13 protein-coding genes are annotated in these 13,099 nt (G+C 74.4%); 5 read left to right on the top strand and 8 right to left on the bottom strand.

Annotated features, from left to right (window positions below; translation table 11 throughout):
- Window positions 1–31 precede the first annotated feature (31 nt).
- On the bottom strand, window positions 32–1,030 hold the full coding sequence (locus BLS21_RS04035; protein ID WP_245700042.1) for a LacI family DNA-binding transcriptional regulator: 999 nt from the start codon (window positions 1,028–1,030) through the stop codon (window positions 32–34).
- 201 nt (window positions 1,031–1,231) lie between these two features.
- Here BLS21_RS04035 and BLS21_RS04030 point away from each other — a divergent pair, with 201 nt between their 5' ends.
- Complete coding sequence (locus BLS21_RS04030; protein WP_175479392.1) at window positions 1,232–1,378, top strand: hypothetical protein; 147 nt, start codon at window positions 1,232–1,234, stop codon at window positions 1,376–1,378.
- A gap of 17 nt (window positions 1,379–1,395) precedes the next feature.
- Window positions 1,396–2,394, top strand: a complete 999-nt coding sequence (locus BLS21_RS04025) for a sugar phosphate isomerase/epimerase family protein (RefSeq protein WP_091214164.1) — start codon at window positions 1,396–1,398, stop codon at window positions 2,392–2,394.
- Between the two features lie 6 nt (window positions 2,395–2,400).
- On the opposite strand, the gene BLS21_RS04020 is transcribed toward BLS21_RS04025, so the two are convergent.
- The 3 genes from BLS21_RS04020 to BLS21_RS04010 all read right to left on the bottom strand — a co-directional run bounded on the left by BLS21_RS04020 (window position 2,401) and on the right by BLS21_RS04010 (window position 5,573).
- A complete protein-coding gene (locus BLS21_RS04020; protein ID WP_091214162.1) occupies window positions 2,401–3,438 on the bottom strand; it encodes a Gfo/Idh/MocA family protein in 1,038 nt (345 codons plus the stop codon).
- A complete protein-coding gene (locus tag BLS21_RS04015) occupies window positions 3,435–4,442 on the bottom strand; it encodes a Gfo/Idh/MocA family oxidoreductase (RefSeq protein ID WP_091214160.1) in 1,008 nt (335 codons plus the stop codon). The genes BLS21_RS04020 and BLS21_RS04015 overlap by 4 nt, the downstream gene beginning before the upstream one ends.
- A gap of 90 nt (window positions 4,443–4,532) precedes the next feature.
- Window positions 4,533–5,573, bottom strand: a complete 1,041-nt coding sequence (locus BLS21_RS04010; RefSeq protein ID WP_091214158.1) for a LacI family DNA-binding transcriptional regulator — start codon at window positions 5,571–5,573, stop codon at window positions 4,533–4,535.
- A 74-nt stretch (window positions 5,574–5,647) separates the two neighbouring features.
- On the opposite strand from BLS21_RS04010, the gene BLS21_RS04005 reads away from it, so the two are divergent.
- The 3 genes from BLS21_RS04005 to BLS21_RS03995 all read left to right on the top strand — a co-directional run bounded on the left by BLS21_RS04005 (window position 5,648) and on the right by BLS21_RS03995 (window position 8,680).
- Entirely contained in the window at window positions 5,648–6,484 is an 837-nt protein-coding gene (locus BLS21_RS04005) for an aldo/keto reductase (protein ID WP_091214156.1), read from the top strand.
- A gap of 171 nt (window positions 6,485–6,655) precedes the next feature.
- The gene (locus BLS21_RS04000) at window positions 6,656–7,843 is read left to right on the top strand and encodes a phytanoyl-CoA dioxygenase family protein (RefSeq protein ID WP_091214153.1); all 1,188 of its coding nucleotides are present in this window, start codon (window positions 6,656–6,658) and stop codon (window positions 7,841–7,843) included.
- A gap of 165 nt (window positions 7,844–8,008) precedes the next feature.
- Window positions 8,009–8,680: a histidine phosphatase family protein gene (locus BLS21_RS03995; RefSeq protein WP_217635973.1), complete on the top strand. Its 672-nt coding sequence runs from the start codon at window positions 8,009–8,011 to the stop codon at window positions 8,678–8,680.
- Between the two features lie 123 nt (window positions 8,681–8,803).
- Here BLS21_RS03995 and BLS21_RS03990 read toward each other — a convergent pair whose 3' ends face one another.
- From BLS21_RS03990 to BLS21_RS03975, 4 genes are all read right to left on the bottom strand, one after another.
- Window positions 8,804–9,619, bottom strand: a complete 816-nt coding sequence (locus tag BLS21_RS03990) for an ATP-binding cassette domain-containing protein (RefSeq protein WP_091214149.1) — start codon at window positions 9,617–9,619, stop codon at window positions 8,804–8,806.
- A gap of 1 nt (window position 9,620) precedes the next feature.
- Window positions 9,621–10,682, bottom strand: coding sequence for an ABC transporter permease (locus BLS21_RS03985; protein WP_091214146.1), 1,062 nt, complete (start codon window positions 10,680–10,682; stop codon window positions 9,621–9,623).
- A 62-nt stretch (window positions 10,683–10,744) separates the two neighbouring features.
- On the bottom strand, window positions 10,745–11,725 hold the full coding sequence (locus BLS21_RS03980) for a substrate-binding domain-containing protein (RefSeq protein ID WP_091214143.1): 981 nt from the start codon (window positions 11,723–11,725) through the stop codon (window positions 10,745–10,747).
- 191 nt (window positions 11,726–11,916) lie between these two features.
- Window positions 11,917–13,077 carry a Gfo/Idh/MocA family protein gene (locus BLS21_RS03975; protein ID WP_091214140.1) on the bottom strand — a complete coding sequence of 387 codons (1,161 nt, stop codon included), beginning with the start codon at window positions 13,075–13,077 and terminating at the stop codon, window positions 11,917–11,919.
- Window positions 13,078–13,099 lie beyond the last annotated feature (22 nt).

Below are 13,099 nucleotides of genomic sequence, written 5' to 3'. Positions count from 1 at the left end.
ACGGGTGGCGCGCGTCACCGTCAAGAGGCCGTCAGGACGAGGTCGGCGGACCCGTCGTCCCCCGGACGACCAGGTGCGGGGGGACGACCACCTCGCGCTGCTCCGTGCGGCCCTCGTCCAGCCGCTCGACCACCGCCGCGACCGCCAGCCGGGTCAGCTGCGCGGAGTCCTGGCTGACGGTGGTCAGGTCGATGTGGGCCAGCCGGGAGAGCGGGCTGTCGTCGTAGCCGACGACGGAGACCTCCCCCGGCACGTCGACCCCGCGGCGCAGCAGGGCGTCGAGCAGGCCCACCGCGGAGGCGTCGTTGTAGGCGACCACCGCCGTCGGGCGGACGTCCGACCCGAGCAGGGTGCGCGCCGCGCGGGCGCCCGACTCCTCCCCCGGGTCCCCGCCCACGACCTGCAGGTGCTCCCCCAGTCCCCGGCGGCGCATGGCCCGCTCGTAGCCGCGCCGCCGCGCGGTGGCGATCGGTCCGCGACCGCCGTCGACGTGGGCGATGCGCCGGTGCCCGAGGCCGGCCAGGTGCTCCACGGCCTGCGCCACACCCTCGTCGTCGGCAGCCCGGACGACGTCGACGCCGTCGGCCGACACCGGGCGCCCGACAGCGACCACCGGCAGCTGCCGGGCCAGCGCGCTCAGCCGGGCGGCGGGCGCGTTCGGCCCCAGCAGGACCAGGGCCTCGCATCGCGAGTCGAGCAGCGTCTCCACCGCCCGTCCCTCGTCCCGGGTGCGGGTGACCGTGCTCAGGACCAGGTCGTACCCGTGCTCCTCGGCCGCCTCGTGGACGTCCTCGACCAGTTGGGCGTGGAACGTGCTGCGGACGTCCATCACGACGCCGATCAGCCGGCTGCGCCTGCGGGCCAGCAGGCTCGCGGCGCGGTCGGGCCGGTACCCCAGCCGCGCGGCGGCGTCCAGCACGCGCTCACGGGTCCCGCTGCTCGGCCCCGGGGAGCCGCGCAGCACGAGGGACACCGTCGCCGGCGAGACCCCCGCCTCGGTGGCGACGTCCTGCAGCCGGGGACGACGCACCTGCTCCTCGCTGCTCAGGTCGGACCACCCCGCTCCCTTGACACCACCACGGTCCGCTGCTGTGATCGACGCCTCATTAAAGCGCTTCAAGCGCCGTCGGGCGAGCCGACCACCGCGCGCAGCGTGCCACGCCGGCGGGGATCCCCCGCCCGTCGCGCCCCGTGTCCCGGGAGGACGGCCACGTCCCAGCAGCCCCTGTCCGTGGCGGTGGTCGGCCCCGAGACGGCCGGCCGCAGCTCCGCCGCCGGGTACCGCCAGGTGGACACCGTCCTCGGTGGGGGCCTCCGGGCCGTCGTGCAGTCCGGCGGCGCCGCCGTCCAGGTCCCCACCGCCCTCCCGACCCACTGACCGGAGGCCCGTCCCCGATGTCCCTCAAGCTGGGCGCCTACACCGCCTGCCTGCACGACCGTCCGCTGGCCGAGGCCCTCGACGTGCTGCAGGCCGACGGCCTGACCGCGGTGGAGGTCAACACCGGCGGCTTCATCCCCTCCCCGCACTGCCACGTCGATCTGCTGCTCGCCTCCGAGCAGGCCCGCCGGGACTACCTGGAGGCGTTCGCGTCGCGCGGGATGGAGCTGACCGGGCTGAACTGCAACGGCAACCCGCTCAACCCGCTGCCCGGCGTCGGCCCCAAGCACGCCGACGACCTGCGCCGCACCATCGAGCTGGCCGGGCTCCTGGGCGTCAGGGACGTCGTGACGATGTCGGGCACGCCCGGCTCCGACCCCGACGCCAGGTACCCGTCCTGGGTCGTCAACCCGTGGGACGGCGTCTACCTGGACGTCCTGGACTACCAGTGGGGCGTGGCCGCCGAGTTCTGGACGGGGATCGACGCCCTCGCCCGCGCCCACGACGTCCGGGTCGCCATCGAGATGCACCCGCACAACCTGGTGTTCTCCCCGGTCACGCTGCGCCGGCTGGTCGACACCGTCGGCGCGACCAACGTCGGAGCCGAGATGGACCCGTCGCACCTGATGTGGCAGGGCATGGACGCCGTCGCCTGCATCCGCGACCTCGGCCCGCTGGTGTTCCACGCCGCGGCGAAGGACGCGGCCATCACCCCGGGCGTCGGCATCCGCGGCGTGCTCGACACCTCGTTCACGCGGGTGCCCGCCGACGCCCCGGGCAGGGTCCCCACCGGCTACGGCTCCTGGTGCAGCGCCTGGCCGGAGGACCCGGCGTGGCGGTTCGTGGCCGTCGGCGTGGGCCACGACGTGGAATGGTGGACCGACTTCCTCCGCGCGCTGGCCGAGGTCGACCCGGACATGGCGGTCAACATCGAGCACGAGGACGCCGCGTACGACCGCCTGGAAGGCCTCGCCCTCGCCGCGGAGAACCTGCGCGCCGCGGCCGACGAGCTGTAGCGCCGGTCAGGCCCCGGCCCGGTGCGGCTCGACCGCCGCGCGGGGCCGGGGCGGCAGCCCGGCGAGCCGGTAGCACCGGTCGATCAGCGTCATGGTCGCGACCGCGTCGTCCGGACCGGTGGCGACCGGGGTCCCGCTGCGGACCGCGGCCGCGAACGCCTCCAGCTGGTAGGTGTACGACGACCGGGTGCCCAGGTGCTCGGTGCGTCCGCCGGCGGGGGTGCGGACCAGCACGCGGTCGTCCCGGTGGGGCTCGACGAACGCCGGCGCGGTCGCCTCCCCACGGGTGCCGACGACGCGCAGCGAGAAGTCCCGCTCCGGGTGCACCATGCTGCAGCGCACCGTCGCGGTCGCGCCGGACGGGAAGTGCAGGTCGGCGTCGAGCCACTCGTCGACGCCCGGGGCCCCGCCGCGCTCGCCGGCCCGCGCGGCGTCCGGCTCCGGCTCCCCGCCGGTCCAGGGCGCCAGGCTGCGCAGGGCGTGCAGGCCGTAGCAGCCGAGGTCCATGAGCGCGCCGCCGGCGAGCTCGAGCGACCAGCGCGGGTCGCCGTCGTCCGGCGGGAGCATGGCGATGGTGGCCTCGACGGAGACGACGTCGCCCAGCTCGCCGGCGTCCACCAGCTCCAGCAGCCGGCGCATCACCGGGTGGTAGGAGTGGTGGAAGCCCTCCATCACCGTGACGCCCGCGCGCCGGGCGGCGTCGCGGACCTCGGCGGCCTCCGCCGCGTTGGCGGCGAACGGCTTCTCGGACAGCACATGCTTGCCGGCCTCGATCGCGGCGAGGTTCCACGGGCCGTGCAGCGCGTTGGGCAGCGGGTCGTAGACGACCTCCACCTCCGGGTCGGCGAGGACGTCCGCGTACGAGGGCAGCACGCGCTCGACGCCGTGCGTGCGGGCGAACTCCTCGGCCCGGGCGCGGTCCCGGGCGGCGATCACGACCAGCCGGTTGCCGGTGGCCCGGGCGGGGACGGCGATGGCCCGCTCGGCGATGCGCGCGGCGCCGAGCACCCCGATCCGCAGCGGCCCGGTGGCGTCCGTCGTCACCGGTACAGGGCCGGCTGCTCGGGGAGCTCCACCGCCACGCGGCTCCCGGTGTGCAGGGACTGCAGCGCCGCGTCGGAGACGACCTGCGCGACGTGGCCGTCCCAGGCGCTGGGTCCCTGCGGCGGCCGCCCGCCGGCGACGGCGTCGACCCACTCGCGCAGCTCGACGTCGTAGGAGAGGGCGAAGCGCTCCCGCCAGTCGCCCGGGACGAGCCCGGCGACCGTGCCCTCGCGGCGGATGGTCACCGGCGCGGGCTCGGCCAGCTCGACGGTGCCGGTCTCCCCGGACACCTCGCAGCGGATCTCGTAGCCGTAGTGGACGTTGACCGACACCTCGACGTCGACGAGGACGCCGTCGGCCATCTCGAACAGCACCAGCAGCGGGTCCTGCAGCGCGCCGCCGCGGCTGCTCCTGCGCGGGGTCAGGACCCGCACGGCGGCGATCTCGGTCCCGAGCAGCCAGCGCATCTCGTCGATCTCGTGGATCGCGGTGTCGGCGATGGACATGTCGCGGGTGTAGTGCGGCGGCACCGAGGCGTTGCGGTGCGCGCAGTGCACGAGCAGCGGCGCGCCGATCGCGCCGTCGTCCACGGCCCGCTTGAGGGCCCGGTGTGCGGGGTCGTAGCGGCGGTTGAAGCCGACCTGGACCAGGCGGCGGCCGGCGGCGACCTCCGCCGCCACGATCCGCCGGCAGGCCTCCTGCGTGGGAGCCAGCGGCTTCTCGCAGAACACCGGCTTGCCGGCGGCGACGGCCGCGAGCACGTACGGCTCGTGCGTCGGCCCCCAGGAGGTGACGACGACGGCGTCGACCGCGTCCGAGGCGATCAGCTCCTCGCCGCTGGGCAGCGCCTTGGCGGCCGGCAGCTGCGCGGCCACGGTCGCGGCGCGCTCGGCGTCCGCGTCGGCCACCGCCACGACCCGGCTGCCCCCGGGGCCGCCGTCGAGCCGGCGGACGTGCTCCTGGCCGATCATGCCGACCCCGATGACCCCGACGTCCAGCCCCACGACGCCCTCCTCGACTCCGCTGCGCCCCGTCCGGTCCGCGCCGGTCCAGGTTGCGGGCTCCGCGATGTGCAGGTCAACGACCGGGGACCCTCAAGAGGCCCTCAGGACCTCGACGGGGACGTTGTACGGCGTGACCACCTGGACACCGGAGTGCCAGGACCGCGGGGTCCCCGGCAGCGCGCCGTGGGCCTGCATGACCACGTGGCAGGCGCGGCGCAGGTCCAGGGCGAGGTCGTGGTGCAGCACCGCGGACAGCCGCCCCGCCCGCAGCAGCGCGAGGTTCTCGGCGTCCAGGTCGTGGGCGACGAACGCGCGGCAGGCCCGCCCGGCGTCGGCGAAGGCCCCGACGGTCGCGGCGTTGCCGCCGGCGGCGTACATCGAGTAGACCCCGGCGATGCCCGGGTCGGCGGCGAGGGCGTCCCGGACCAGCCCGCGCAGCACGTCGTCCTCCCCGGTGGCGTCCACGAGGTCGACCTGTCGCCGCCCGGGGCGCAGCGACCGGGTGGTCGCCCGGAAGCCCATCTCCCGGTCGTCCTCGCCGCGGAAGGTGCCGGTCCCTCGGGTGACGAGGACGGCGGCGTCCGCCGGCAGCCACTGGTCGAGCAGGTAGGCCGCGGTGGCACCCGCCGCCCGGTTGTCCAGGCCGACGTAGGCGACCCGTCGGCTGGTCGGCAGGTCGGTGACCAGCGTGACCACGGGGATCCCGGCCTCGGCCAGCCGCTCGACCGCACCGACGACCAGCGGGGAGTCGGGGGCCTTCAGGACGACGCCCTGCGACCCGCGCCGCGCGATCCCGTCGAGCGTGGCCGCCAGCTCGGGAACCGGAGGGGCGTCGGCCAGGTGGAACCGCGCCCGGAACGTCGCCGGCCGGACCAGCGGCAGCTGCGACTCCAGGGCCGCCCGCACCGCGGCGGAGAACCGGTCGGGCGCGTCGACCACCAGGTCGAGGAAGAACGTCCGCCCGGTCAGCCGCACCTGCGAGCGCTGCCGGTCCAGGTCGGCGATGGCGCGGTGCACCTCCTGCACGGTGCTCTGCCGCACCCCGCCGCGCCGGTTGAGGACGCGGTCGACGGTCGCCTCGGACAGGCCGGCCTGGCGGGCGATCTCGCGGATCGGGTAGGGGTGCGGCACGCCGACCAGTCTGAGGGGTCCCTGAGGGGGCGCCCAGGTTGACCGGGCGCCGGGCGGCTCACGAGGCTGGCGGGATGACCACGGTCCCGGACGTCCAGCTGAACAACGGTGTCGCGATCCCCCAGCTCGGGCTGGGCACCGCCCGGCTCCCCGACGAGGAGACGCGGCGGATCGTCGGCGAGGCGCTCGAGGTCGGCTACCGGTTCGTCGACACCGCCGCCAGCTACGAGAACGAGCGCGGTGTCGGCCGGGCCCTCGCCGACTCGGGCCTCCCGCGGGAGGAGGTGTTCGTCTCCACCAAGCTGCGCGGCCGCGAGCAGGGCTCGGCCTCGGCGAAGCAGGCGCTGCGGTCGAGCCTGGACCGGCTCGGGCTTGACTTCGTCGACCTCTACCTCATCCACTGGCCGCTCCCCCGGCTCGACCGCTACGTCGAGTCGTGGCTGGCGATGGAGGAGCTGCTGGCCGAGGGGCTGACCCGGGCCATCGGGGTGTCGAACTTCCTGCCCGAGCACCTCGACCGCCTCGCCGCCGAGAGCTCGACCGTGCCGGCGGTCAACCAGATCGAGTGCCACCCGCGGGAGCCGCAGCTCGAGCAGCGCGCCGACGACGCCCGGCGCGGCATCGTCACCGAGTCGTGGTCGCCGCTGGCCAACGGCGGCGAGCTGCTGCGCCGGCCGGTGCTCGCCGAGATCGCCGCGCGGCACGGCCGGACCCCGGCGCAGGTGGTGCTGCGCTGGCACGTGCAGCAGGGGCTGGTGACCTTCCCCAAGGCGTCCTCCCGCGGCCGGCTGGTCGAGAACCTCGACGTCTTCGACTTCGCGCTCTCCGACGAGGACCTGGCCGGCATCGCCACGCTCGCCGACGGCACCCGGGTCAACGGGCAGCACCCCGACGTCTGGGAGGAGTTCTGAGGCCCGTCGGCTGACCGCCCGGGGAGCATCGCAGCCAGGAGCGGACCCGGCGCGGGAGCCGACCGGCAGCACCGCCGGATGACGGGTTCTTGAGGGATCCGCGGCCTTGTGGACCCCGCACCGGCCGGTCAGGCTCGACGACATCCCACCCCGCACAGGAAGGACGCCGCCATGGCCGCACCGGTCACCGCCCGCCGCACCCCCGGCTGGTTCACCGCGCAGGACTGCCGCCTCGAGGACTTCCGCGCGGTCGTCGAGACGACCACCGACCTGGCCGACTACCCGCACGCCGACGAGGTCCGGGAGAACGTCCTCGTCTACGGGTCGCGGCTGCGCGACTCCGTCGCCACCCCCGAGGGGCGCCGGGACGTGCAGGCCGAGCTGGCCCGCGCGCTCGCCGACGGGCCGGGGGTCGTCGTCTTCGCCGGCGCCTTCCCCGAGACCGGGGTCGTCGACCAGGCCACCGCCGTCTTCCAGGCGATGATCGACGAGCAGAAGGCGGCCGGTGTCGTCGGGGGCGACCACTTCGCCACGCCCGGCGCGAACGACCGGGTGTGGGGCGCGCTGGACAAGTTCGCCGTCCGCGACCCGGAGGCCTTCGCCGCCTACTACGCCAACGACGTCATCGCCCTGGTCTCCGAGGCCTGGCTGGGGCGCGGCTACCAGCTCACCAGCCAGGTCAACGTGGTGAACCCCGGTGGCAGGGCCCAGGTCGCCCACCGCGACTACCACCTCGGCTTCATGTCCGAGGAGCAGGCCCTGGCCTACCCGGCCCACGTGCACCGCCTCTCCCCCGTCATGACCCTGCAGGGCGCGGTCGCCCACTGCGACATGCCGGTGGAGACCGGGCCGACGATGTACCTGCCGCACTCGCAGAAGTACGCCCCCGGGTACGTCGCCTTCCACCAGCCGGCGTTCACCGCCTACTTCGACGAGCACTTCGTCCAGCTGCCGCTGCGCAAGGGCGACGCGGCGTTCTTCAACCCGGCGCTGTTCCACGGGGCGGGCACCAACCGGTCGGCCGACGTCCGCCGCATGGCCAACCTGCTGCAGGTCTCCTCGGCGTTCGGCCGGGCGATGGAGACCGTCGACCGGACGGCGATGTGCCGCGCGCTCCACCCGGTGCTGCGCGCCCGCAGGGCGGCGGGCAGCGACGAGCGGACCCTGCGCAACGTGGTCGCCGCCTCGGCCGAGGGCTACGCCTTCCCGACCAACCTCGACCGCGACCAGCCGATCGGCGGGCTGGCCCCGGAGACCCAGGCCGAGCTGGTCTGGCGGGCGCTGCAGGAGGACTGGTCACCCGAGGCGCTGGACGCCGAGCTGACCGCCCAGGCCGAACGGCACGCCAGCGCCCCGTGAGCGAGGGCCCTCCTGCTCCCCACCCCTCGCCGGCGCTCGGGGCGGGCCCCTGCAGGGGGGCCGTTCCAGCACGTCACCAGGCTCGGCGTGGGCCCCTGGGGGGCGGCCGTTCGGTGCCGGGGGGATCCAGGGGCGCCGGTGCGGCCGCCCGGGCAGGATGACCCGGTGCCCGCAGAGCACCGCGCCCCCACCACCGACGTGCTCCTGGTCCGCCACGGCGAGGTCGTGCCCGCGCACCCCGACCACCCCCACGCCCGGCTCGAGGACGGACAGGGCGACCCGCCGCTGTCGCCGCTCGGCCGCACGCAGGCGGAGGCGGTGGGACGGCGGCTGCGCGACGTCGGCGTCGACGCCGTCTACGTGTCGACGCTGCGCCGCACGCTGGAGACCGCGCAGCCGCTGCTCGGCGCCACCGGCATCCGGCCGAGGGTCGAGCCCGACCTGCGCGAGCTGCACCTCGGCGAGTGGGAGGACGGGCTGGTCCTCCAGCGCCTGGCCCAGGGGGACCCGGTGGCCGCGCGGGTCGTGGCCGAGCAGCGGTGGGACCTCATCCCCGGCGCGGAGCCGGCGGCGTCACTCGCCGCCCGGGTCCGCGCCGCGCTGCAGCGGATCGGAGCCGCGCACCCGGGCGAGCGGGTCGCCGTCTTCACGCACGGCGGGGTCGTCGCCCAGGCCCTCGCCCTGGCCACGGGCGCACCGCCGTTCGCCTTCCTGACCGGTCGCAACGCCTCGCTGTCGCAGGTGGTGCTCGCCGGGGAGCGCTGGAGCGTCCGCCGGTTCAACGACACCGCGCACCTCGCCGACGACCTCTCCCGCGTCGGCGTCCCCCTGACCTGACGGCGCACGACGGCGCCCGCCGTCCCCGGACCACGTGGTCCGGGCACGGCGGGCGCCGTGACCGCGGTCCCGTCCCGGGCACCGCCCTGAGTTCGCGAAGGGTGGGGAGGACGGGGTCCTCGTTCAGCGCTTCAGCTCGTGCGAGAGCTCGGCGAGCTCCTGGCCGCCGGCCATCTCGGTGGTGAGCTCCTCGAGCGAGACCTCGGAGCGCTTCTTGTCCAGCACCCGGCGGCCGAGCTTGAGGATGATGAAGTGGTCGCCCACCAGGTAGGCGTGGTGCGGGTTGTGGGTGATGAAGACGACGCCCAGGCCCGCGTCGCGGGCCGCGGCGGTGTACTTCAGCACCACGCCGGACTGCTTCACGCCCAGCGCCGCCGTCGGCTCGTCGAGGATCAGCACCCGCGCGCCGAAGTACACCGCCCGGGCGATGGCCACGCACTGGCGCTGCCCGCCGGAGAGCGTGCCGATCGGCTGGTTGATGTCCTTGACGACGATGCCCATCTTCTGCAGCTCGGCGTCGGCGATCTCCCGCATCGCCTTGATGTCCAGCGGCGCCATCGGGTACTTGCCCTTGCGGATCTCCGACCCCAGGAAGAAGTTGCGCCAGACCTCCATGAGCCCCACGACCGCGAGGTCCTGGTAGACGGTGGCGATCCCGGCGTCGAGCGACTCGCGCGGCGAGGAGAAGTGCCGCTCCTGGCCGTCGACCAGGAGCTTGCCCTCGGTGTGCCCGTGCAACCCGGAGATGATCTTGATGAGGGTGGACTTGCCGGCGCCGTTGTCCCCCAGGACGCAGGCGACCTCCCCCGCGTTGACCCGGAGGTTGATGCCCTCGAGGGCCCGGATGGCGCCGTAGCTCTTGCCGACGCCCTCCATCTCCACGAGGGGCGTGCCGGCCTTCAGGTCCGGTGCGGCGTGCTCCGCGAGCGTGTCGGTCACGTCATCTCCTCTGGGCTGCGTAGTTCTTGATGTACAGGTTGACCAGCACGGCGAGCAGCAACATCACGCCCAGGAAGGCGCGGAACCAGTTCGGGTCCCAGCCGGCGTACACGATGCCCTGGGTCGTCATGCCGAAGATGAAGGCGCCGAGCGCCGATCCCACGGCCGAGCCGTAGCCACCGGTGAGCAGCGCGCCTCCGACGACCGCGGCGATGATGTAGATGAACTCGTTGCCGACACCGAGGCCTGCCTGCACCGTGCTGAAGTTGAACAGCAGGTGCATCCCGAGGAACCAGGCCAGGAACGACACGCCCATGAACAAGCCGATCTTGGTCGCGCGGACGGGCACGCCGACCGCACGGGCGCTGGCCTGGTTGCCGCCGACCGCGGTGATCCAGTTGCCGGTGCGGGTGCGCAGCAGCAGCCAGGTGCCGACGGCCACGAACAGCAGCCACCACAGCACGGTGACCTTCAGCGTGATGAACCCGAGGGGGATGTCGCTGGCGAAGATCGCCTTCGCGGAGGTGAACCCGTCGATGGCGCTGGTGTTCGGCGTGGCCACCGTGCCGGTGACCAGCTTGGTGACGCCCAGGTTGATGCCCTGGAGGATGAAGAAGGTCGACAGGGTGATGAGGAAGCTCGGGATCCCCGTCCGCATCACCAGGTAGCCGTTGACGAAGCCGACCACCAGCGCGATGAGCAGGCTCACCACGACACCGACCCACATGTTCAGGCTGAACTGGTAGCAGATCATCGCCGAGGCGAGTGCCGTCGTGGTCACCGCGACACCGGCGGACAGGTCGAACTCGCCGCCGATCATCAGCAGCGCCACGCCGACCGCGACGATGCCGATGGTCGACGAGGCGTAGAGGACGGTCGCCAGCGCCGGCAGGGTCCGGAACGCCGGGGCGACGGCGTAGAAGAAGGCGAAGATGACGATCGCCGCGGCCAGCGCACCGATCTCGGGACGGCCGAGGACGCGGGAGACCAGTGATCGTTCGGCGCGACCCGCAGGTGCGGCCGGGGGTGCGGTGGACGGCTTCGCCGCCACGGATGAGCTCATGACTGCTCCAGTGCTGGGCGGGAGGGCGGGGGGAGCCGGGTCGCCCCGGCTCCCCCCAGCGGTCAGCGGGTGTTGTTCTCCGCGTACTGGACGATCGGGCCGATGTTGCTCTGGTCGACGACGGACGGGCCGGTCAGCACCGGGCCACCGCCGCCGATGTCGTTGCCGTTGGTGAGGTTCAGCCACAGCGAGGTCACGGCCATGTAGCCCTGGACGTAGGGCTGCTGGTCGACCGAGAAGAGGATGCCGCCGTCCTGGATCTGCTTGGCCACGTCGGCGTTGAGGTCGAAGGTCGCGATGTTGGCCTGGCTGCCCGAGTCGGTCTTGGCCTGCTGGGCGGCCAGGGCGATGTCGGCGCCCAACGCCACCACGTTGGCGACGGAGGCGTCCTCCTGCAGCTTGGCCCCGATGGTCTGCTGCACCGCCGGCAGGTCGCGGCCGTTGACGTAGAGGACCTCGGTGTCGGGCTGGCCCTTCGCCACGCCGGCGCAGCGCGCCTCGAGCTGGACCTGGCCCTGCTCCTGGATGACGCACACCGTGTGCCCGGGGCTCTCCGCCGCGAGCTTCGTGCCGACGGTCTGCCCGGCGAGGTCCTCGTCCGAGCCGAAGTACATGCCCACGCCGTAGTTGCTGTAGTCGTTGATCCCCGCGTTGAACGCGACCGTCGGGATCCCGGCGTCGACCGCCTTCTGCACGTTGGGCCCGATGGCGTCGGGGGTGGGCAGGGTGGTCGCCAGCCCGTCGACGCCCTGGTCGATGGCGTTCTGGATGAGCGTCGACTGCTCGCCGGCGTCCTGGTTGTTGGAGTAGTTCAGCTCGATGTTGTGGTTGGCGGCGGCCGCCTCGGCACCGGCTCGGATCTTGTCCCAGAAGGTGTCGCCGGGCGCCTCGTGCGTGACCATCGCGATGGTGTAGCTCTCGCCTTCCGCGGCGCCGCCGCCGCCGGCGTCCTGCGCGCCGCCCTGGCTGCTGCACGCCGCCAGCGTCACGGTCGCCGCGCTGACCGCCACCGCCGCCTGCAGCGACCTCCGGGTTTTCCTCATGCACGTCTCCTCGTCGGGATGGCCACCTCCCTGGTGGCCGCTGCCTGCCCAGTCCCTGGACGCCGCCCCCCGCGACGAGGTCCGTATGTCTGGACATAGTGACATGAGGAATGTGACATGGCCCACCAGCAGCGTCAAGGGTCCTCTCCGCGCCCGGCTGCGCACAGGGAGGACCGTCCGGTGCGCGGACCTCAGCCGGCCGGGACCTCGACGCGGGTGCCGCTCGCCGCGGAGGCGACGAGGGCGTCGAGGACGACCGCCGCGCGGACGGCGTCGCCCAGGTCGGCGCCGACGGACCGGCCGGCTCGGATCGAGGCGAGCAGGTCGCGCAGCTCGACGACCTTGAGGTCGTCGTAGCCCATCGCGGTCCCCGCGCCGGGCTGGAAGGCGGCGTACTCCCCGGCTCCCGGCCCGACCAGCACGGTGGCCACCGGCTGGTCCTGCGCGCCCGGTCCGCGGCTGAGCTGCAGCTCCCCCATCCGCCGGAAGTCCCAGGCCAGGCGCCCCGCCGTCCCGTGCACCTCGAAGCCGTAGGCGTTCTGCTCGCCCACGGCCACCCGGCTGGCCTCGAGCAGCACCCGGGCCCCGGTCGACAGGCGCAGCAGCGCGGCCACGTGGTCGTTGTTCTCCACCGGTCCGGGCACGCCACCGGCCGCGACGGCGTGCCCGGACGTCGCGCCGGTCGGGCGCAGTCGTTCGGGGACGAAGACCGTGGTGTCGGCGAGCACGGAGGTGATCTCGTCGTGCAGGACGTGCCGGACGAGGTCGACCGCGTGCGAGGCCAGGTCGCCCAGGACGCCGCTGCCGCCCCGCGCCCGCTCGTACCGCCAGGTCAGGGCGCCCTCGGGGGCGGCGGCGTAGTCGCTGAGGAAGGAGAACCGGGCGTGCGTGACCCGGCCGATCGCGCCCTCGTCGACCAGCCGGCGGGCCAGGGCCACCGCGGGGGCGTGCCGGTAGTTGAACCCCACGGTGCCCTGCACGCCGGCCGCGGCGACGGCACCGGCCACCGCCCGGGCGTCGTCGGCGGTGAGCCCCACGGGCTTCTCGATCCACAGGTGCCGGCCGGCCTCCGCGACGGCGACGCCCAGCTCGCGGTGCAGCCAGTTCGGCGCGGTCACCGAGACGAGCTCGACCCGCGGGTCGGCGAGCAGCTCGCGCCAGTCCGCCGTCGCGGAGGCGAACCCGAACTGCGCCGCGGCCGCCTCGGCGCGGCCGGGGACGTCGTCGGCGACCGCGACGAGCTCCGGGACCAGGCCCAGGTCCGGGAAGTGGTGCCGGAGGCGGGCGTGGGCCTGGGCGTGCACCCGGCCCATCCACCCGAAGCCGATGACCCCCACACCGATCGTCCCCATGAACGCTCCCTCCGCGGCCGGC

The organism is Geodermatophilus siccatus (assembly GCF_900103785.1).
Lineage (GTDB): Bacteria > Actinomycetota > Actinomycetes > Mycobacteriales > Geodermatophilaceae > Geodermatophilus > Geodermatophilus siccatus.
This window is presented reverse-complemented; position numbering and strand designations above follow the sequence as displayed.